The 18,861-nt window shown below is 71.9% G+C and carries 17 protein-coding genes; 9 read left to right on the top strand and 8 right to left on the bottom strand.

What is annotated here, in order from left to right; translation table 11 throughout:
- The first annotated feature begins 131 nt into the window (after positions 1-131).
- A complete protein-coding gene (locus AB0L56_RS05190; RefSeq protein WP_365419162.1) occupies positions 132-1,184 on the top strand; it encodes a hypothetical protein in 1,053 nt (350 codons plus the stop codon).
- Here the strand turns inward: AB0L56_RS05190 and AB0L56_RS05185 are convergent.
- A complete protein-coding gene (locus AB0L56_RS05185; protein WP_365419159.1) occupies positions 1,151-1,984 on the bottom strand; it encodes an SURF1 family protein in 834 nt (277 codons plus the stop codon). The genes AB0L56_RS05190 and AB0L56_RS05185 overlap by 34 nt on opposite strands.
- 247 nt (positions 1,985-2,231) lie before the next feature.
- Here AB0L56_RS05185 and AB0L56_RS05180 point away from each other — a divergent pair, with 247 nt between their 5' ends.
- A complete protein-coding gene (locus AB0L56_RS05180) occupies positions 2,232-4,082 on the top strand; it encodes a prolyl oligopeptidase family serine peptidase (protein ID WP_365419156.1) in 1,851 nt (616 codons plus the stop codon).
- 465 nt (positions 4,083-4,547) lie between these two features.
- On the opposite strand, the gene AB0L56_RS05175 is transcribed toward AB0L56_RS05180, so the two are convergent.
- Positions 4,548-6,500: an NAD-binding protein gene (locus tag AB0L56_RS05175; RefSeq protein WP_365419934.1), complete on the bottom strand. Its 1,953-nt coding sequence runs from the start codon at positions 6,498-6,500 to the stop codon at positions 4,548-4,550.
- A gap of 249 nt (positions 6,501-6,749) precedes the next feature.
- Here AB0L56_RS05175 and AB0L56_RS05170 point away from each other — a divergent pair, with 249 nt between their 5' ends.
- Together AB0L56_RS05170 and AB0L56_RS05165 are read left to right on the top strand one after the other, a co-directional pair.
- Positions 6,750-7,745: a permease gene (locus AB0L56_RS05170; protein ID WP_365419153.1), complete on the top strand. Its 996-nt coding sequence runs from the start codon at positions 6,750-6,752 to the stop codon at positions 7,743-7,745.
- The gene (locus AB0L56_RS05165; protein ID WP_365419150.1) at positions 7,742-8,461 is read left to right on the top strand and encodes a TIGR03943 family protein; all 720 of its coding nucleotides are present in this window, start codon (positions 7,742-7,744) and stop codon (positions 8,459-8,461) included. Before AB0L56_RS05170 ends, AB0L56_RS05165 begins: the two co-directional genes overlap by 4 nt.
- A 27-nt stretch (positions 8,462-8,488) precedes the next feature.
- Here the strand turns inward: AB0L56_RS05165 and AB0L56_RS05160 are convergent, their stop codons facing one another.
- Positions 8,489-8,776, bottom strand: a complete 288-nt coding sequence (locus tag AB0L56_RS05160; RefSeq protein ID WP_365419148.1) for a zinc-ribbon domain-containing protein — start codon at positions 8,774-8,776, stop codon at positions 8,489-8,491.
- Between the two features lie 135 nt (positions 8,777-8,911).
- On the opposite strand from AB0L56_RS05160, the gene AB0L56_RS05155 reads away from it, so the two are divergent.
- The 3 genes from AB0L56_RS05155 to AB0L56_RS05145 all read left to right on the top strand — a co-directional run bounded on the left by AB0L56_RS05155 (position 8,912) and on the right by AB0L56_RS05145 (position 13,940).
- A complete protein-coding gene (locus tag AB0L56_RS05155) occupies positions 8,912-10,483 on the top strand; it encodes a PH domain-containing protein (protein WP_365419145.1) in 1,572 nt (523 codons plus the stop codon).
- A 251-nt stretch (positions 10,484-10,734) separates the two neighbouring features.
- Positions 10,735-12,246 (top strand): potassium/proton antiporter, encoded by a 1,512-nt coding sequence (locus AB0L56_RS05150; RefSeq protein WP_365419142.1) that lies wholly within the window; start codon positions 10,735-10,737, stop codon positions 12,244-12,246.
- 488 nt (positions 12,247-12,734) lie between these two features.
- On the top strand, positions 12,735-13,940 hold the full coding sequence (locus AB0L56_RS05145; protein ID WP_365419139.1) for a cation:proton antiporter: 1,206 nt from the start codon (positions 12,735-12,737) through the stop codon (positions 13,938-13,940).
- A 23-nt stretch (positions 13,941-13,963) separates the two neighbouring features.
- Here the strand turns inward: AB0L56_RS05145 and AB0L56_RS05140 are convergent, their stop codons facing one another.
- Both AB0L56_RS05140 and AB0L56_RS05135 read right to left on the bottom strand, forming a co-directional pair.
- On the bottom strand, positions 13,964-14,422 hold the full coding sequence (locus AB0L56_RS05140) for a TrkA C-terminal domain-containing protein (RefSeq protein ID WP_365419136.1): 459 nt from the start codon (positions 14,420-14,422) through the stop codon (positions 13,964-13,966).
- A gap of 148 nt (positions 14,423-14,570) precedes the next feature.
- The gene (locus AB0L56_RS05135; protein ID WP_365419133.1) at positions 14,571-14,732 is read right to left on the bottom strand and encodes a tetratricopeptide repeat protein; all 162 of its coding nucleotides are present in this window, start codon (positions 14,730-14,732) and stop codon (positions 14,571-14,573) included.
- Between the two features lie 72 nt (positions 14,733-14,804).
- On the opposite strand from AB0L56_RS05135, the gene AB0L56_RS05130 reads away from it, so the two are divergent.
- Positions 14,805-15,032, top strand: a complete 228-nt coding sequence (locus AB0L56_RS05130) for a type II toxin-antitoxin system VapB family antitoxin (protein ID WP_190166603.1) — start codon at positions 14,805-14,807, stop codon at positions 15,030-15,032.
- A complete protein-coding gene (locus AB0L56_RS05125) occupies positions 15,029-15,439 on the top strand; it encodes a PIN domain nuclease (protein ID WP_365419130.1) in 411 nt (136 codons plus the stop codon). Before AB0L56_RS05130 ends, AB0L56_RS05125 begins: the two co-directional genes overlap by 4 nt.
- 617 nt (positions 15,440-16,056) lie before the next feature.
- Here the strand turns inward: AB0L56_RS05125 and AB0L56_RS05120 are convergent.
- The 3 genes from AB0L56_RS05120 to AB0L56_RS05110 are packed head-to-tail and all read right to left on the bottom strand — an operon-like array spanning position 16,057 to position 18,856.
- A complete protein-coding gene (locus AB0L56_RS05120; protein ID WP_365419127.1) occupies positions 16,057-17,001 on the bottom strand; it encodes a hypothetical protein in 945 nt (314 codons plus the stop codon).
- Positions 16,998-18,173, bottom strand: coding sequence for a protein phosphatase 2C domain-containing protein (locus tag AB0L56_RS05115; protein ID WP_365419124.1), 1,176 nt, complete (start codon positions 18,171-18,173; stop codon positions 16,998-17,000). Before AB0L56_RS05115 ends, AB0L56_RS05120 begins: the two co-directional genes overlap by 4 nt.
- An 8-nt stretch (positions 18,174-18,181) precedes the next feature.
- Positions 18,182-18,856 (bottom strand): VWA domain-containing protein, encoded by a 675-nt coding sequence (locus tag AB0L56_RS05110; RefSeq protein ID WP_365419121.1) that lies wholly within the window; start codon positions 18,854-18,856, stop codon positions 18,182-18,184.
- Positions 18,857-18,861: the final 5 nt, after the last annotated feature.

Raw genomic sequence — 18,861 nt, 5'->3', positions numbered from 1 at the left:
TGTCTGAGGGCGCGTCGGCGTCCGAGAGCGCGCCGGCGTCCGAGGATGGTGCGCGGTCCGGTGAGGACCGGCCCGGGCCCGGGACGCCGTACGAGCAAGAGCCGAAGCAGACGCACGCTGGGAACGGAACTGTGAACGACGGCCGGGACGAACAGGGCCCCGAGGGGCTCGGCTCGGACGAGCTGGAACTGCGCAGCCTGCTGCACCAGGCGGTGCGCGATGTGGAGCCGGGCGACGGCACCCTGGAGTATCTGCGCCGGGCGGTCCCGGCCCGCCGGGCACGTAAGCGCCAGGCCCTCGTCGGCATGGCCGCCGCCGCCCTCTTCGTCGGCACCGCGGTCCCCGCCCTCGTCCACGTCTCCGGTGTCACCGGCTCCGACGCCAACCCGTCCGCCGTCGGCCACGCCTCCCAGACGCAGGGCAGCACCGGCCGGGGCGAGGACCACGGCGGTGGCCAGAGCACCGCGGGCGGGCCCTCGGACCGGGTCGAGGGCACCGGCAAGGGCGACCAGAAGGACGAGGACAAGGGCGGCGAGAGCACCGGCTCCAGCGCGGGCACGACCGAGGGCGCCGACCCCAGCGCGGGCACCTCGGCCCAGGCGCCCGTCTGCACCGCCGCCCAGCTCGGACCGGCGGTCGCGAGCAGCGGCGCTCCCGAGACCACGGGCGCCGTCTACGGCTCCTTCCGGGTCACCAACGTCTCCACCGCGAGCTGCACCGTCGACGGCCCCGGCGTCCTCAACGTGACCCCGCAGGGCGCGGCCTCCGCCGGCAAGGTGAGCTCCACGCGGCATGTCGCGGGTGACGCGGCGGCCGGACTGCCCGACCCCTCCCTCGAGGCCCCGCAGCAGGTGCTCGAGCCGGGCGCGGCGTACGAGGTGCAGTTCGCCTGGGTGCCCTCCGAGACCTGCCCCACCCCGGGCGACACCGTGGGCGGCGGCACCGGCGGGCCCTCGGCCGACCCGACGCCCAGCAGTGACCCGACGACCACGGACGGTGCCTCCGCCGGCACCGCCGACAGCGGCACGGGCACTCAGCTGATTACGGAGGACGGGGGCGCCGCAGACGGCAGCGTGGCGGTGACGTACACGGCGTCGACGGGTTCCAGCACGGCCACCACGACGGTGAGCAACGCCTGCGCGGGCACGGTCTACTGGACGGGGCTGCTGACGCCCGTCGGCTGACGGGGCGTGCCGTTGCCACCGTCCCCGCCCGGCGCGTCCTTGTCCGGGGTCAGGCCAAGTTCCGCGTCGCGGGCGAGCTCCACCTCGCGGCGCAGCAGACGGAACCACATGAAGATCACGAAGCCGACGAAGGCGAACCACTCGGCGGTGTAGCCCAGGTTCTGGAACGCCTTCAGGTCGAGTCCCGTGCCGTCCGGCGCGGACGCCGGTACCGCCTTCATCCCCGCGTCCCCGCGGTTGAGCGTGACCCAGGCGTCGTACACGTCGTACGGCACCAGGTTGACCAGCGAGGCCGCGCTGATCGCGGACGTCTGGCCCTGCGGCAGGCCGCCGCGGGCGCTGACGCCGTTGCTGCCCGGTGTCTCGGACGCCTGGAGCGCACCGGTGACGGTGACCTCACCGGTCGGTGCCGGGGGCACCTCGGCCGGGTCGGGGGTGCCGGGCAGCCAGCCCCGTACGACGGGCAGTGCGCGGCCGGTGTCGGTGCGCAGCAGGGCCAGGACGTAGTAGCCGTCCTTGTCGTCCAGCTTGCGGTCGGGCACCAGCAGCTGGGTGTCGTACCGGCCGCTGGCGGTGGTCTGCTTGCCCGAGGTGGCCTTGGTCACCGGCAGCAGGTCGTCCAGCGGCCTGGCCGCCTCCCGCTTGTCCGTGGCGATCCGGGCCTCGGCGTCGCGGTGGCTGTCCACCCGGTCCTCGAACCTGCCCAGCTGCCAGGACCCCATGAAGATGCAGAAGGGGATGGAGAGCAGCAGGAAGACGTTGATCCCCCACCAGCGGGGCGTCAGCAGAAACCGGTACACGCCCTCAACGGTACGGGCCCGCGGGCGGTTCCCGTGTCGCGGGGTCGGCTCGCGGAGGCGTCGTGTCCGGCGGGCCGGAGCGGGCCGAGCGGGTGGCCGGACCGGGCGGAGCCGAGTGCCCGGATCGGGCCGAGCCGAGGTGCCCGGATCGGGCCGAGCCCGGGGGGCCGGTGAAAGATCGGGAGAAGTTGTCCACAGGCTGGGGACCTCGGACGCACGATGTCCCCAGGGCAGGCAGTATGGGGTCATGACTGAGAGCAACGGGTCCGACGCGCCGGACCGGGCGGACCACCAGACCGATCGAATGCAGCAGGGCGCCGCGGACATGCCCGACTGGGAGAAGCGCTTCCGCGCGCCCCGGGTGTCCCTGCCCGACTGGGCCGAGGACGCCCCGGACCGCTCCCTGTTCGTGTCGAACGCGACGGGGACGTACGAGCTGTACGCCTGGGACCGGGCGACCGGTGAGCAGCGCCAGGTGACGAACCGGCCCAACGGCACGACGGACGGTGTGCTCTCGCCGGACGGCGACTGGATCTGGTGGTTCGACGACAAGGACGGCGACGAGTTCGGCGTCTGGCGGCGTCAGCGCTTCTCGGGCGGAGAGGACGAGCTCGCGGCCCCGGGCCTGGACCCCTCCTACCCTGCCGGACTCGCGCTGGGCAGGGACGGCCGTACGGCGGTCGTGGGCCGCTCCACGGACGAGGACGGTACGACGATCCACCTGGTCCGCACCGGTGAGGCCCCGGTGGAGCTGTACCGGCACCGGGAGTCGGCGGGCGTCGGCGACCTCTCCTACGACGGTTCGCTGATCGCCGTGGAGCACACCGAGCACGGTGACGCGATGCACTCCGCGCTCAGGGTGATGCGCCCCGACGGCACGACGGTGGCGGAGCTCGACGACACCCGGGGCGGTACCGAGGAACTCGGTCTGGAGGTGCTGGGCTTCGCTCCGGTCGGGGGCGACACCCGGCTGCTGATCGGTCACCAGCGGCGCGGACGCTGGGAGCCGCTGGTCTGGGACGTGGCGACGGGGGAGGAGACGGACCTCGCGCTGGATCTGCCCGGCGACGTGAGCGCCGAGTGGTACCCGGACGGCTCCGGCCTGCTCATCGCGCACGGCTTCGAGGCACGCGGCGAGCTGTTCCGCTACGACCTGACCGAGCGCCGGCTGGTGAAGATCCCCACCCCGCGCGGCGCCGTCTCCGGTGCGACTGTCCGCCCGGACGGCAGCGTGGAGTACCTGTGGTCGTCGGCTGCCGAGCCGCCGGCGGTGCGTTCCACGGCGGGCGGAGTGGTCCTCGACCCGCCGGGGATGAAGTCGCCCGGGTCGGTGCCCGTGCAGGACGTGTGGGTGGAGGGCCCCGGCGGCCGCATCCACGCGCTGGTCCAGAAGCCGGCCGGCACGACCGGCCCGCTCCCGACCGTCTTCGACATCCACGGCGGCCCCACCTGGCACGACAGCGACGCCTTCGCGGCGGGCCCGGCCGCCTGGGTCGACCACGGCTACGCGGTGGTCCGCGTCAACTACCGGGGCTCCACCGGCTATGGGCGCGCCTGGACCGACGCGCTGAAGCACCGGGTGGGCCTGATCGAGCTCGAGGACATCGCGGCGGTCCGCGAGTGGGCGATCAGCTCCGGCCTCGCGGACCCCGCCCGGCTGATCCTCACCGGCGGCTCCTGGGGCGGCTACCTGACCCTGCTGGGCCTCGGCACACAGCCGGACGCCTGGGCGATGGGCATCGCGGCGGTTCCGGTCGCCGACTACGTCACGGCGTACCACGACGAGATGGAAGCGCTGAAGGCGATGGACCGCACGCTGCTGGGCGGCACCCCTGAGGAGGTCCCCGACCGCTTCGAGGCGTCGTCCCCCCTCACCTACGTGGACCGCGTGAAGGCCCCGGTCTACATCTCGGCCGGCGTCAACGACCCGCGCTGCCCCATCCAGCAGATCGAGAACTACGTCAAGCGCCTCGAGTCCCGCAACGCCGTCCACGAGGTCTACCGCTACGACGCGGGCCACGGCTCCCTGGTCGTAGACGAACGCATCAAACAAGTCCGCCTGGAACTGGACTTCGCAACCAGACACCTCCCCACCTGACCCCTCCGTAGCTGCGGCCAGTCGTGCCGCCGGGGCGGCACGGGTGGGCGCAGCGGCACCCCGCACGCGCGGGTAAGCGAACCCCACCCCCGCCCAGCCGCACCGCCGCAGCCGCAGACCGCCGGACTGCCGCCGCAGCCGCGGGCAGCCGCACCGCCGTAGCTGCGGGCAGTCGTGCCGCCGCAGCTGCGGGCAGCCGCACCGCCGTAGCTGCGGGCAGCCGCACCGCCGCAGCCGCAGACCGCCGGACTGCCGCCGCAGCCGCGGGCAGCCGCACCGCCGCAGCCGCAGACCGCCGGACTGCCGCCGCAGCCGCGGGCAGCCGCACCGCCGTAGCTGCGGGCAGTCGTGCCGCTGGGGCGGCACGGGTGGGCGCAGCGGCACCCCGCACGCGCGGGCAAGCAAAACCCACCCCCGCCCAGCCCAGCGCACGGCACCCGCAGCCCGCCCGCCCAGCGGCAAGCGCTACGTCACGCTCCGCGCCCGCCGCCCCAACAGCTCCGCCAACCCCCGCCGCGTAGCCGCCAGCACCACCCGATCCCCCGCCCGCAGCACATACGTGTCCGGCAGATCCCACACCAGCCCACCCCCCGGCGCCTCAACCAGCCCAGCCCCCGCCCCCGCTCCCGCCCCCACATCCCCCCGCACGGCAGTATCCAGCGCCAACACCCGCCACGCCCCCGCCCGAAACGCCTCCCCCACAGTCCGCCCCTCCAACTGCGGATGCCCACCCACCACCACCGCCGCGAACAACAGCACCCGCCGCTCCACCGGAATCGCCCCGAGGATCTGCCGCCCCATCATCGCCCCGGCGAACGCCGGCGCCGCCAGGTGTGACACACTCCGGCTCCGCGTCAGCGCACCAGGATGCGCCGTCCGCAACGTCCGGTACACCGCCTTCGCGAAGTCGTCGTCGTACAGCCGCAGCACGGCCCGCAGATCCTGCCGCACGGACCGCGCATACAGCACCGCCTCCAGATTCGTCGTATCCACACTGGTCAGCGCGAGCAACGCATCCGCACGATGGATCTTCGCGGACTCCAGTACGCCTTCCTGCGTCACGTCCCCGACCACCACCGGCACCCGCAGCCGCCGCGCCACAGCCACCCCGCGCGCCTCCGGATCCGCCTCCACGCACACCACCGGAATATGCAGCTCCCGCAGCCGCGTCAGCACCCGCGTCCCGATCTTGCCCAGCCCGAGCAGCACCACATGCCCGCTCAGCCCCCGCGGCGGCTTCCGCAGCGCAGACGCCGTGCGGAACATCCCCAGCGCCTCAAGGACCGCCGCCAGCAGCACCGGCAGCAGCAGCAACCCGACCACCATGGACAGCAGTTGCAGCACCTGCCGCCCGGTGGACTTGTTGTGCGCGGGTTCGTTGATGGCGAAGAGGTCCAGCAGCGTCACGTAGGTGGCGTGCAGCGGGTTGTCCCGGGTCACCACGGTGAGTGCGACGGCGAGCGCGAGCACCGCGGCGACCAGCCCCGCCAGCGACCACCGCAGCCGCCGCGAGAACAGCGAGGTGAGCGGCGGCCCGCCCCGCCCCGCCGGCAAGGGCGGCCCGGAGTAGGAGAGTTGCTCCAGCACCACCGCTCCGCGCCCGGTCGCCGCCGCCACCGCCGCCGCGTCGGGCAGCAGTTGGGGCCCCTGCTCGCCGCTGTCCTCCGCGCCCTCGTCCCCCGCCGGGTCGTTGCTCGTCGCGGACAGCAGCGCCAGCGTGCACAGCCCCGGGTCGGCCACCTCTCCCGGCCCCGGCGGCCGACGTTCCACGGCGCGCAGCAGCAGCCCTTCCGCGTCGACGACCTTGCTGGTGCCGACGAGCGCGGTGGCGACCAGCGCGGGCGCGGCCGTGTCGGCGTCGGACAGCACGGTAGTACCGATGTCGGCCCCCGAGCCCCCGTCCCGGCCCCCGTCCGCGCCCCCGCCTGCGCCCCCGCCATCACCATCATCCGCCCGCCCCGCAGCCGTACCGCCCGCCAACTCAGCGGCCTGGTCGAGCAGTTCCTCGATGTGCTGCCCGAGCCGCCGGTTGTAGAGCCGCAGCACGAGCCGCAGCCGGGGGTTGAGCCGGCGGGCGTTCAGCGCGGCGCGGATGTTGGTCTCGTCGTCGTCGTACACCAGCGCCAGCGCGGCGGCGCGTTCGACGCCCGCCTCGGCGAGCACGGCCTCGGTCGGCTCGGCGGCCTCGAGCACCCGCTCACCGGGAGCCAGAGTGTCGTCGGAGCCGCCGCCCCGGTTGTTGACGGCGGTCACGACCCGGTCGAGGAGGGCCGCGGAGACCGCACGGGCCCGCCCCACCATCGGCTGCCGTACGCTGCGCCCGGCCGGAGGCACGACGAGGGTCACCTGCTCGCGGTACACGCCCCGGAGTTCGGCGGCGAGCCGGTGCGCCAGTCCGTCGTCGCCGCACACCACCATGTGCGCGGAAGCGTCGTTGGGCAGGGCGGGGTTGGGAAGGAGGCTCACCACAGGGGAAGAGACTGCCTCATCACGACGGGTGGTTCCAGGGGGACCTGAACGCCCGCGCCCGGTCCTCCGTACCTAGGGGCGGGACCCGAGCGGCCCCGCTCTCTCGCGCGCCCATCTCCGGAGGTGCACCCGCCCGTGGCCACCACCACATCACCCCCGCGCGAACCAAGCGGGCCCCAACCCGAACCGTCCTCCCCCGTGCCCGAACCCGAACCCTCCTCCCCCGATACACCCCCCGAGCAGTCCCACCACCTCAGCTCCCCCCTCCTCCTCATCCTCGTCCTGCTCACGGCCGTGATGTTCCAGGGGCCGGTCCGCGGCGCCCTGGCCGCCCAAGTGATGCAGAGCTGGATGACGGTGTTCGTGGCCGTGGTCGTCCAGGCCCTCCCCTTCCTGGTGCTCGGTGTCCTGCTGTCGGCGGCGATCGCGGTGTTCGTCCCGCCGTCCTTCTTCGCCCGCGCCCTGCCGAAGCGCCCGGCGCTGGCCGTACCGGTCGCCGGCGCGGCGGGCGCGGTGCTCCCCGGCTGTGAGTGCGCGTCCGTGCCGGTGGCGGGCGCGCTGGTGCGCAGGGGAGTGGCCCCGGCGGCGGCCCTGGCCTTCCTGCTGTCCGCCCCCGCGATCAACCCGATCGTGCTGACGGCGACGGCGGTCGCCTTCCCGGACAACCCGGAAATGGTCCTGGCCCGTTTCGTGGCGAGCCTGGTGGTGGCGTGCGCGATGGGCTGGCTGTGGCAGCGCCTCGGCCGCACCGACTGGCTGCGCCCGCCCTCCCGTTCGTCGTACGAGGGGCAGAGCAGGGGTGCGGCGTTCTGGGGCTCGGTGCGGCACGACGTGATGCACGCGGGCGGCTTCCTGGTGGTCGGCGCGATGGCGGCGGCGACCCTGAAGGCGGTGGTCCCGGCGGAGTGGCTCCGCGCGGCGGCCGGGCACCCGGTGCTGTCCGTGCTGGTGCTGGCGGTCCTGGCCGTGCTGCTGTCGATCTGCTCGGAGGCGGACGCGTTCGTGGCGGCGTCGCTCACTCAGTTCTCGCTGACGGCGCGGCTCGCCTTCCTGGTCGTGGGGCCGATGGTCGATCTGAAGCTCTTCGCGATGCAGGCGGGCACGTTCGGCCGCTCCTTCGCCCTGCGCTTCGCGCCCGCGACCTTCGTGCTGGCGGTGGCCATGTCGGTGCTGACGGGAGCGGTGCTGCTGTGAGAACCCGGCTCAACGGCCAGGCCCAGGCCGCCCTCCTCTTCCTGCTCGGCGCGACGGTGCTGCACGCCGGCCTGACCGACCTCCACCTGCGGTACGTCAAGGCGGGACTGCGTCCGCTGCTGCTACTGTCCGGCGCGGTACTGATCGCGGCGGCAGCGGCCACGGTCTGGTACGAGTGGCGGCGCCCTCCGCACCCGGGGGAGTCGCACCGGGAACCCCGGGTCGCCTGGCTCCTCGCCGTCCCCCTCTTCGCCCTGATCCTGGTCGCCCCGCCGGCCCTCGGTTCCTACAGCGCCACCCACACCGGTACGGCCCTGCAGAAGCCCCTTGGTTTCCCCGAACTCCCTGCCAGCGGCCCGCTGCGTCTGGGCGTCGGCGAGTACGCGGCCCGCGCCGTCTACGACAACGGACGGCACCTGCGGGACCGCCCCATACGCATCACCGGTTTTGTGGCGATGAGCGGCACGGGCGCCCCGTACCTGGTCCGCATGGGCCTCAACTGCTGTGCCGCCGACGCCCAGCCCGTCAAGATCGCGCTGACCGGAGAACTTCCCCCGGTCCTGCGACCGGACACCTGGCTGGAGGTCACCGGCACCTACACCCCGCGCCGCACCAAGGACCCGGTCAACGACGGCCCGGTCCCGTACTTCGAGGTCACCCGCGCCAAGCCGGTCCCCGCCCCGCGCGACCCGTACGACGCGGCCTGGGACGGCTGACCCCCCCCGCGGACGCCGCTCGCGGGGCTACGACTGGTACGGCTGCTGGGAGTGGGGCTGACCGTACCCCTGCCCGCCGCCGAGGGCCTGCCCCTGGAGCTGTTCGGCCTGTTCCGCGGTCACCTTGTGCTCGGCACCGCAGAACGTGCACTGCGTCGTGTACTTCGTGGAGACCGGGAACAGCGGCACGAAGAACAGGGTGAACTTCGTGACCCGCTTTCTGAGCGTGTGCGCGGCGGGATTCCCGCACTGGGCGCACACCAGCGTCAGTATCGCCAGCTGATACAGATACCCCTTGGTACCGAAAATGATCATGTCGTCGATCCTTCCCGGGCCGCGGCCCCCGGAACCACCCCACCAGATGGTGACCGCGGTCGGCAACGTCACCGGGCGCAACACTGCCGCACCCTGCACAAGCGCACACCGGCCCCCGGTTGCCAGTCTTCTCGTATGACCGACTCCTGGGAAGTGAGCTGCCGTCCCCGCAGGAAGCGCACCCTGTGGGCCTTCGTCGGCCTTGGCTGGGCCGGAGCGGTGGCGGCGGTGGCGCCGGCCGCCTCCACGGGCAAGGGCGTCTGGCTGGTCCCCGGCCTGCTGTGCGCGCTCGCGGGGTTCGCCGCCCTGCACCGGGTCACCGTCCGGGTCGGCGCCGACGGCGGCGGACTGCACTCCCGCACCCTGCTGCGCCGCCGGAGCGTGCCCTGGAGCGAGGTGGCGGAGCTGCGCATCCGGGTCAGGTACGCGCACCTGGCCCGCGGCCAGGAGAGCCGCCGGGTCAGCGTGCGGCTCCGGGACGGGCGCCGGTGGGAGCTTCCCCTGCCGCGGGCCTGGACCCCGCGCACCGGCGAGTTCGACGCGACGCTGGACCGGCTCCGCGCACTGCACCGCCGGCACGGCTCCGGCGCGACGACCGCGGAACCGGGCCCTCTCACGGTCATCTCGGGCCGCACCACGGGCAGTGGTCGGCTCGGCTCCGTCGTCGCGTGCGTCCTGCTGCTGGCGGGCGCGGCCCTCGCCGCGCGGACGGTCCCGGACGCCGGCGCGTACGAACGGGAGTGGGAGTCGGCCACCCCCTGCGCGCCCGGAACGCCGGCGGCGGTGCGCGGTGACTGTCTCCGCACCGTCCGCGCCGTGATCGCACGCACGGAACCGGACCTTCCGAAGAAGACCAGCTGGCTGTACTTCACCGACGACCGCCCGATGGAGCGGCTGGCGGTGTCCTCGGAGGCGGCCGAGCAGTTCCGCGCCGGCGACCGTGTCCGGCTGACGGTGTGGCGCGGCGTGGTGAAGGAAGTCGCGGGGGACCGGCATGTGTGGCGCGAGCACACTCCCGGCGCCGGGGACTTCGCCATGCTCGCGGCCGCACTGGTCCTCGCCGCGGGCTACCCGGCCGCCCGGGTCCTGCTCCGGGTACGCGGGCGGCGCCGCCCCGACGGCGAGGTCCTGCCGTCCGCGCTCCCCTTCGGGGCGTCCCTCGTCGTCACGGCGCTGTGGCTCCTGCCTCTGTGCTACCTGCACCCTGCGGCACCGTTCGCCTCACCCACGACGACCGTCTGGACGTCGCTGGGCACCCTGACCACGCTCACCCTGCTGGTGTGGGCCTGGCGCGCCACCCGCATCCGCCCGCCCGGGGAGGATGGGGAGCCCGGGGTGCCGGCGGACCAGGAGGTCTTCCTGCCGGCCCGCTTCCTGGACGCCACCGACTACAACCCTCACCACTTCGGCACCCACGTCGTCGTGGGCGGCGACGGCCCGCCCGCCGTGGTTCCGCACCCCGGCCCCGGCCGCTTCGCGGCCCGCCCCCTCCCGGTCTCCCGCCTCACCCTCACCCGGGTCCGCCCGATCCGCGAAGGCGACGCCGACACGATCCCGGGCAACTGGCACGTGGCCGAACTGGACGACGCCGGCACCCCGGTACGCCTCGCCGCTGCTCCCGCCGACCTGACCCGGATCCTGCGCGCACTGCACCTCCCGCGAACCCCGGCCGCACCCGTCCCGGAGGCGGGAACGGTAACGCCGTAGCGACCTATGGTGCGGACCGGGGTGATCGGTGACCTCGGGGAGATGGCTGCCGAGGCGACCGGCGGCAATCTCCTCGGGACGGCAATGGCACTGTGTTCGGCTCCGTCGTGCCGTCCGCGATCATCGACAACCGCCCGGATCCTGAACGCGGCACCGGGAACGGAGACCGCCCGAACCCTGAACCGCGGGACCGGGAACGGACACCGCCCGGATTGTGCGAGCAGAACCGCGAACCGAACGGGAACTGGTCGATGACCCTGTCCGAGCTGTACGTCACGCTGCTGATCGGCGGCGCCGTCCTGCTGGCCAGCATCGTCGCCGCCCGCACCGCCCACCGCGTGGGCCTGCCGAGCCTGCTGCTGTTCCTGGCCGTCGGTGTCGTCGCCGGTGAGGACGGGCTGGGCCTGGAGTTCGACGACGCCCAGCTCGCCCAGGCGCTGGGGACCGCGGCGTTGGGGCTGATCCTCGTCGAGGGAGGTCTGAGCACCCGGTGGGAAGACGTCCGGCGCCAGCTGGCCCCCGCGAGTGTGCTCGCCACCGTGGGCGTGGCCCTGTCGGTCGTGGTGACCGCCGCCGGAGCGCACTTCCTGCTGGGCATGGACTGGCAGCTGGCGCTGCTGCTGGGGGCGATCGTCTCCTCCACCGACGCCGCCGCCGTGTTCGCCGTCCTGCGCGCACTGCCGATGCCCAAGAAGCTGCGCGGGCTGGTGGAGGCGGAGTCCGGCTTCAACGACGCCCCGACGATCATCCTGGTCACGGTGTTCTCCACCGCCACCGCCGACCTGCCCGGTCCCGGGTTTCTCGTGCTCAATCTGCTGTACCAGCTCGGGGTGGGCGGCGCGCTCGGCGTGCTGGCCGGCTGGCTCGGGGCAGCCGCGCTGCGGCACATCGCCCTGCCCGCCACGGGGCTGTACCCGCTGGCGACGGTCGGCTTCGGCATCATCGCGTTCGCCGCCGCCGGAGCGGTCCACGCCAGCGGCATCATCGCCGCCTATCTGTCCGGCCTGGTGCTGGGCAACTCCAAGCTGCCGCACCGGGCCGCCACCCGTTCCTTCGCCGAGGGCGTCGGATGGCTCGCCCAGATCGGCCTGTTCGTCATGCTCGGTCTGCTGGTCGACCCCAGCGAGCTGCCCTCCGCGATCCTCCCGGCGCTCGTCGTCGGATCGGTGCTGCTGCTGGCCGCGCGCCCGCTCTCGGTCGTGCTCTGTCTGCTGCCCTTCCGGATCCCCTGGCGTAAGCAGGCGTTCATCTCCTGGGCCGGCCTACGTGGCGCGGTGCCGATCGTGCTCACCACGTTCCCGATCGTCGCGGGGATCGACGGGGCACGCGACGTGCTCAACATCGTGTTCGTGCTCGTGGTCCTCTTCACCCTCGTCCAGGGCCCCGCCCTGCCCATCGTCGCCCGGCGCCTGGGGCTGGTCCGCAGCGGCGCGCTGCGCGAGCTCCAGGTGGAGACGGCCCCCCTCGACGTCCTGGACGCCGACCTCCTCACCGTGACCGTTCCGGACGGCTCCCGGCTGCAGGGTGTCGCCGTCTTCGAACTGCGCCTGCCGCCCCCGACGGTCGTCACCCTGATCGTCCGCGAGGGCACCACCCTCGTCCCCGACCCGGACACCGTGCTGCGCGCCGGCGACGAACTCCTGCTCATCACCACACCGCTGACCCGCGAGGCGACGGAGCGCCGACTGCGTGCCATCGGGCGCCGCGGCAAACTGGCCCGCTGGCTGGACGAGCAAGGATCTCCGCGCATTTCCGACGGATAGCCGCATTCATTACCGGTGGATAAATAGTCGAATGCGAAGAATAAGAGATTAGTCGTACGGTAAACTTCTTTACCGAGTCTTGGCGCTCCATTGAGCGACCACATGCTCATTCCGTGAGATGGCTCTCGATGCCGACAGGGGGAACATGACATGCGTCGACGTGACATGAACCGGCCCGTACGCATCGACAACGCCGCCCGTGACAGCGTTCCCGAACCGGGTACCGCCCTCTCCGGCGTCTGACCCCCGGACCGGCCCCGACGCAGCGTCCCCGCCCGGCCGAAGACCCACCGCCCGGCCGCTACGCGCCCGCCCCGCCCGGACGCCGACCACACCCCTCACCGCCCCCCCGCACCGGTCACGCCTGCTCACCGCCGACAGGCCTGCCCGCCGAGAACCGCCCGCCTGCCCCTGCCGCCACTGTGCAGCCAGCCCCAGCCGACCCCAGGCACTGACGCCGCCGTCACCGAACCGGAGGACCGACGCCCGTGCACAACACCACCGCCATGCTCATCGAACTCGGCGCGATCATTCTCGCGCTGGGCCTGCTGGGCCGCTTTGCCGGCCGGGTGGGCTTCTCGCCCATCCCCCTCTACCTGCTGGCCGGACTCGCCTTCGGCCACGGCGGCATCCTCCCCCTGCAGGCCAGCGAGGAGTTCACCGCCACCGGCGCCGAGATCGGCGTCATCCTGCTGCTGCTCCTGCTGGGACTGGAGTACAGCGCCTCGGAGTTGGTCACCAACCTGAAAACCCAATACCCCTCTGGCGCGGTCGACTTCGTCCTCAACGCGATACCCGGCGCCGTGGCGGCACTGCTGCTGGGCTGGGGCGCGGTGGCCGCCGTGGCACTGGCCGGCGTCACCTGGATCTCCTCCTCCGGCGTCATCGCCAAGGTCCTCGGCGACCTGCGCCGGCTCGGCAACCGCGAAACCCCGGTGGTGCTCGGCGTCCTGGTCATCGAGGACCTCGCCATGGCCGTATATCTGCCGATCCTCACCGCCCTGTTGGCCGGCGCCGGCCTGGCCGGCGGCTCCGTCACCCTGCTGATCTCCCTGGGCACCGTCGGTGCCGTCCTCTACGTCGCCCTGCGCCACGGGCGGCTGATCAGCCGCGCGGTGTCGTCTGACAACGCGGAGATGCTGCTGCTGGTCGTCCTCGGTCTGACCCTCCTGGTCGCCGGCCTCGCCCAGGAACTGCAGGTGTCCGCCGCCGTCGGCGCCTTCCTGGTCGGCATCGCCCTGTCCGGTGAGGTCGCCGAGGGCGCGAGCACCCTGCTCACCCCCCTGCGGGACCTGTTCGCCGCCGTCTTCTTCGTCTTCTTCGGCCTCTCCACCGACCCGGCCGACATTCCGCCCGTGCTGGTGCCGGCGCTGCTCCTCGCCGTGGCCACCGCGCTGACGAAGATCGCCACCGGCTGGTACGCCGCACGCCGGGCGGGCATCCGGGGCGGGGGCCGGTGGCGCGCGGGCGGCACGCTGGTCGCGCGGGGCGAGTTCTCCATCGTCATCGCGGGCCTCGCCGTCGGCGTCGAACCCCGCATCGGCCCCCTGGCCACGGCGTACGTCCTGATCCTGGTCGTGATCGGCCCGCTCACCGCCCGCTGGACCGAGCCCCTGGCCCGGCGCTTCACCCGCCGCCCCGGCCCGCCCGTCCCCCCGGCCACCACGGAACATCCGGAGCCCGCACACGCCTGATCGCTCAGGGCGGCCCGGAACCGCTACCGGCCGAGGATCTCGCCGGCGCCCCCGACGCCCTCACGCGTGCCGATCACGATGAGGGTGTCACCGCCGGCCAGCCGGAACTCCGGCCCAGGCGACGGGATGGCCTCGGCCCGGCGCAGTACCGCCACGACCGAGACCCCGGTCTCCGTACGCATCCGGGTGTCGCCCAGCGGCCGCCCCTGCCAACGCGAGCCCTCCGGCAACTCGATCCGCTCGGCGACCAACCCCAGCTCGGCCGTCGCCAGCAGGCTAGGACTGTGCCGGGCAGGCATCACGGCGTCAATAACCACCGCCGCCTCGTCGGCGGCCAGCCGCACGGACAGCACGTCGGCGTCCGTGCCGTACACGTTCAACGTCCGGGACCCGTCGAGATGGGCCACCACCGACAACCGCCGTCGCTCCCGCGTAGCCATGTCATACCGCACACCGCCACCCGGCAATGGCGTACGCCCCATGCGCGAAGCACCGCCCACAACCGCCCCCCTACCCCACGCAAGCGTTCCCACGGCCCACAATCGAGGCACCCTACGACACCCCCGAACCCCCACGGCATCCGCCCCGCACCCCGGGCAGGGTCCCACCGCCTCACCCATCCGTGACCGACTACAACCCCTCCAACTCGGCCTGTGCGGCCAGCGTGTCCGGGTGATCCTCACCGAGAACCCGCGCGCGGTCGTCCCGAACCTCGCGCAGCAGTGCGGCGGCGCTCTCGACATCCCCCTGCCGCGCGACGACCCGGGCCCGCCCGAAGCGAGTCCTGATCACCTCGGGGATCGCCCTGCGATATAGTCGATTATGTACAGTGATATACTTGCCAATATATGCGGAGGTGGGCTCATGAGCAGAACCGTCATCGATCTCGACGACGACGCGTTGGAAGCCGCAGCGAAGGAGCTGGGCACTTCCACGAAACGGGACACCATCAACACCGCCCTGCGTGAAATCGTCGCGCGTAACCGTCGCTTGCGGGCCTTGCATGAGCTGCAGGATCTCGCGGATGAAGGCGCCCTCGCCGTCGAACTCCTCTTGGACAAGCGCAACTACCGAGGTGGTTCTGCCCGGTGAGCGTGGCCGACTACCTCATCGATACGTCGGCACTGGCTCGCGTCCTGCTGCGTCAGGCCACCGAAGGATGGGAGCAGAGGATCGGCGCCGGTCTGGTCGCCCTGTGCGACCTCACCGAACTGGAAGTCCTCTACTCTGCCCGTTCCGAGAAGGACCGCGAGGCCATCCAGGAACGGCTGAACCAGTTCACCTGGTGCCCCATGCCGGACGGTATCTACCGGCGTGCCCGTGTCGTCCAGCGTGAGCTCACCGCCAAGGGTGAGCACCGCAGTGCCGGAGCCGTCGACCTGCTAGTGGCCGCGGCCGCGGAAGAAGCGGGACTCACGCTGCTGCACTACGACCGCGACTTCGAAACCATCGCCCGCACCACCGGGCAGCCGGCTCGCATGATCGACCTCAAGGGCTGAGACAGGGAACGCCTCAGGGTGCCCCGCCGGCAGCCCTCCCCGCCTAGGCGGAACTCGTGGACCACCTGGATTTCGCCGACGATGTGGGCGCTGCACGCGGGCCGTTGAAACCGGCGGCTCGGGAGACCGGACGAATCCCGTCGTACCACGCCAGTCACCCGTGGTGTCGCCCGGAGCGGCGCAGCCGCCCGCGCCTGGCGTCGCAGGCGACACGGACCTTGCGCCTTGGTTGCCGAGGGCCCCGGGAGGCGGGCCCACAACAGGGGGGCCGGGCGGAGGGTACATCGGCTGCCAGGGTCGCGGAGTCATGCTCCGTGCGTCAACGCCCGAGGCCCTCTTCGCCGTTCCGCCGATCTCGTCAACGCGTTGCCCCCGCTGAAAATGAGTCCACTCACCGGATGACAATGCGCTGCCGTCCCGCATTGCCCCGCCACTACAGCAGCGGCTGGCCTCGATGACACCAGCGGCCATCCAGCGTCCCCTACCTGCCAGCGGCTCGGCGGAACGTGAGGACCCACCGCCGCAGCAGCGGGTAACGCGCAGAACTGTCGGGACTACTTGTACGCGACTTACGTCGGAACCGGATCTCGTCGAGGCCCCGCCTGAGCTGCCGGTCGCTACCCGCGGCGCAGTTGAATCGGCCTGCGATCGCGGACGCCGTCCAGGACGGATGTGTCGACGACGGGCCGCTGTCTGGGCTTCGCCGCGCGGAGCCGGATGGTGCCGCGGTCGCTCAAGGCGTTGCACCACTCGCTCGGCTTTGGCCTAGTGCCGGCCGGGCCGCCCGCCTGCTCGAAGAGGCTGCGGACGGCCGACTCTTGGCGGTCGTTGAGGCAGCCGGCGACCAATTTGAGCGGGTCACCCGGGACCACGTACGGGTCCTCGGCGAGGATTCGTACGACAGCCAGGGCGGTCTTGAAGGCGTCACTGTCGACGCTCGCCCGCGCCGACGGGGTGTGCGGGTCACCCCACTCCGGGGTGTCGGCCTGGATCTGCACCGACGCTCCTCCAATACGACGGAAGCCATCGCAATCGATGAAGTGAACCATCGGCTCCGGCTGCAGGGACCAAAGGATGTTGGCGTGGGAGATGTCCCCGATGACCATGCTGGTGCTGTGGAACCAATCGACGGCCTTTGCACAGGCCATGGCCAGTGCGCGCCGCTGCTCCAGAGACGGGCGGCGAACGTTCTTCGTCGCGGGCCTCTCCGAGTAGAGCAGGTGCTGCAGCTCTAGGAGCTTGCTCTTGCCGTTCGGCGTCTGCCATCTGTACACGTCCGGTGCACTGCGCATGAGGAAGCCGACCGAACGGCCTCCGTCCGTCACGCGGCACAGCGGCCAAGCAGCAATCCGGTCCAGATGGGCGCGCTCCGGGGCAGACAGTGCCTGGCGGAGCGCGGGGAGAGTCGCCAGGGCGCTCTCGTTCACGGTGGCGGGGTTCTTGTACTCCTTGAAGAGCAGGTCATCGCTGGCTAGGTACACGTCGCCCTGACCGCCGCTGCCCATCTTGGCGCCGAGGGTGAGCGACGACTTCGCAACATCCTGACCGTCCTCGGCCGTCATCGGCCCGCCGCCCCCTCCCACACACAGATGACCGTGCGGTCGTCGTCGTACGTCTTGGCGCGGAGCTGCGCCTGCCTGAGGAAGTGAGACATGCTCGGGATCTCGCCGGTACCCCAGTAGGCGGCCAGACGCGCACGGAACTCGGGTTCCTGGTTGATCGGATTGGTGATTCCGTCGGTTCCGAGGAGCAGCAGTCCGCCCGGGTCGGATCGAAAGAGGTCGACCGCGGCATAACGGGTCGAAGGCAGGGCGGTCGTCCGCGTGCTGGCGATGCCACCGTCCTGGCCTTCCAACCCGTGCCACTCGCCATCGACGAGACGTAGCAAACCGCCGTCACCGATGCTGACCCACGCCCTGTACCGGATCTTGGTGTCCGTGGGCACCAGAAGGAGGTGCAGAGTAGTGGCGTAGTCCCGCTCGTCGAACACCTCGGTCTGTGCCGCCCACTTCTTGAGGCAGTCAGGCACGGCCTCGCCGATGGCGCTGTTGACGGCAGCGATGAGCATCTGATGGTCCTGGCCCACCAGCAGGCTGTGGAGGTCCGGGGCCTTCGTGTCCAAAGCCTTGATTACGGCGTGAGCCAATTCCTGCGAAGCGACGTGGGACCGCTTCGACGAACCAACACCATCCGCGACCGCGAGCACCAGCAACTGTTCGTTGCCCTCACCAATCCGAGCCAACACCATCGCGTCCTGGCGGCAGGTCCCCTCCCACCGATGGGAGTCGCCCCGCATGGACGCGCCCAGCACGGACAGTCCGGGCAGGGTGAGACCATCGACGACGGTATCCGGGATGAAGGCGGCGAAATCGTCCTCACCGACGGCCGGCTTGTTCTTCGGGAACGGTGGATAGGCGGGGGGACGCTTGCCAATGTGCTCGGGAAACGTGCGCGCAGTGCCGCCGCACGCGCAGCCGGGGTTCACCGCCGACGGATCGGGGATCGGCTGCGGGGCCGGTACCTGGGTGGGATCCAGGGTCAGTTGCGGCTGCGGCTGCGGCTGCGGCTGCGGCTGGACCTGCGTTTGCGAGGTCTCGTGGGGACCTGAAGCATCCCGCTCGACTTGCGGTTCCTGAGGGGTATGGGGCGCAGGCAGCACCGTACTGACCAGCGCGACGGCTTGGTCCATCTGCTCGGCCGGGCTGATTGGCACGCGCGGGTCGTCATGGTTCATCGGCGCGCTCACATCTTGTCCAGGGAAAGGCTGGTGTAGCCGTCCACGTGGTCGTCGACCTTAAGGTCGAAGCCTTCGCCCCCCTTGGACGAGATGCTAGTGGTCGAGTTGACGATCGAGTTTGTCAAGCTCGACGCGAACTCGCGCAGGGCGACAGCGGGAGACACATTGTCGCTCTCCTGGATGAACGCCTTGAAGTTGGCGACCTCGGCGATCGTCATCCGATCGGCCGTGCCAATGCCGAAGGCGATGATCTTCGGGGCGTAGGAGAACTCCTTGAGTTCCTTGAGCGCATCGCGCCAGACGGTGTCCGGCATGTCAGTCGGAGCACCGTCGGACAGGAAGAAGACGACCGGGCGGAAAACGGAGTGGCCCTCGCCCTTCAGCCGGTCGATATCCTTCTGGATGGTGTCCTTGAGCAGCTGAAACGCCGAGGCAAACGACGTCACGCCACCCGCCGACAGCGACGGCAGAGAGTCGATCTCGCTGAGGTCGACCAGCGGCTGGAGCAGGGTGGCGCTGGTGGAGAAGCCGATCATCGCGAAGCGGGCCTTGTCGGCGACGGCCGGGTTGGAGCTGATCTCGTCGTGCAGGTCCGGCAGGGCGTCGTTGATGGCGTCCACGCCGCCGGCGGCCATGGAGCCGGACTCGTCGCAGACCAGGTAGAAGGGAAGAAGCTGCATTGCTT

Source organism: Streptomyces sp. NPDC052079 (assembly GCF_040680275.1).
GTDB lineage: Bacteria > Actinomycetota > Actinomycetes > Streptomycetales > Streptomycetaceae > Streptomyces.
Note: the sequence above shows the minus strand (reverse complement) of the source record. Positions and strands in the feature narration are given on the sequence as shown.

Excerpts from the sequence above, each read along its gene's own strand:
- AB0L56_RS05180 (WP_365419156.1), top strand. The coding sequence starts at position 2,232 with ATGACTGAGAGCAACGGGTCCGACGCGCCGGACCGGGCGGACCACCAG.
- AB0L56_RS05175 (WP_365419934.1), bottom strand. The coding sequence starts at position 6,500 with ATGGTGGTGTGCGGCGACGACGGACTGGCGCACCGGCTCGCCGCCGAA.
- AB0L56_RS05160 (WP_365419148.1), bottom strand. The coding sequence starts at position 8,776 with ATGATCATTTTCGGTACCAAGGGGTATCTGTATCAGCTGGCGATACTG.
- AB0L56_RS05155 (WP_365419145.1), top strand. The coding sequence starts at position 8,912 with ATGACCGACTCCTGGGAAGTGAGCTGCCGTCCCCGCAGGAAGCGCACC.
- AB0L56_RS05150 (WP_365419142.1), top strand. The coding sequence starts at position 10,735 with ATGACCCTGTCCGAGCTGTACGTCACGCTGCTGATCGGCGGCGCCGTC.
- AB0L56_RS05140 (WP_365419136.1), bottom strand. The coding sequence starts at position 14,422 with ATGGGGCGTACGCCATTGCCGGGTGGCGGTGTGCGGTATGACATGGCT.
- AB0L56_RS05130 (WP_190166603.1), top strand. The coding sequence starts at position 14,805 with ATGAGCAGAACCGTCATCGATCTCGACGACGACGCGTTGGAAGCCGCA.
- AB0L56_RS05120 (WP_365419127.1), bottom strand. The coding sequence starts at position 17,001 with ATGACGGCCGAGGACGGTCAGGATGTTGCGAAGTCGTCGCTCACCCTC.
- AB0L56_RS05115 (WP_365419124.1), bottom strand. The coding sequence starts at position 18,173 with ATGAACCATGACGACCCGCGCGTGCCAATCAGCCCGGCCGAGCAGATG.
- AB0L56_RS05110 (WP_365419121.1), bottom strand. The coding sequence starts at position 18,856 with ATGCAGCTTCTTCCCTTCTACCTGGTCTGCGACGAGTCCGGCTCCATG.